This is a genomic window from Vibrio sp. 1249-1, from assembly GCF_033340495.1.
Window position 1 is genome coordinate 1 of record NZ_JAWOWJ010000497.1, and the last position, 720, is coordinate 720.

The window sequence follows — 720 nt, forward strand, 5'->3', positions numbered from 1 at the left end:
GTGGTTTAGAGATGAATTGCCGCAGCGATTACAAACTTCCAGTATGGGATAAAACGGGTCAAATCAAACAACAGTGTGAGAAAAAATCTAACTGGTTGAATAGTTTGTTTGATTGGTAGGATCTCCAAATCAACAACATGGACTTGTTTCACTGGTCAATTCTTAGTACATATTAGTGATCAAGTATTCAGTAAAGGAAGAAGTGGATGTTCAAAACGCTGTCATCAAGCCCGATGTCGCGCTATTTCGCGTTGTGGGTAAGTTTGTTTTTGATAGCCACTCCTTCTGTTGCTCAAGTCAAAAATGAGGATACTCCGACTCGTCCTAAAGTCGCGGTTGTTCTCGCTGGTGGCGGCGCAAAAGGCGCTGCCCACATTGGTGTACTCAAGGCGCTAGAAGAAATGCACATTCCTGTCGATATCATCACAGGGACAAGCATGGGAGCTTATGTTGGCGGTTTGTACGCGACAGGCATGAGCGCCGATGAAATCGAAAGTTTTATCTATTCTGTTGATTGGAACAGTGGTTATCGTGATCGCGTCGATCGCAGTCAGCGTCGCGTTCGTGACAAAGAATATGAAGACCGCTATCAAATCACGACCGACCTTGGTTTACGGTTCGGCGAAGTTCGTGCTCCAACTGGTGTGGTTCAAGGGCAAAACATGTTGCGTGTGTTGCGCGAGACCACAGGTAACCTCGGACGTTTTGAGTCCTTTGATG

Annotated in this window: 1 protein-coding gene; it reads left to right on the forward strand. The window is 46.1% G+C overall.

The features are described from left to right. Positions 1–206 precede the first annotated feature (206 nt). The coding region (locus R7Z50_RS27215; RefSeq protein ID WP_318149711.1) for a patatin-like phospholipase family protein at positions 207–720 on the forward strand (514 nt) is incomplete at its 3' end.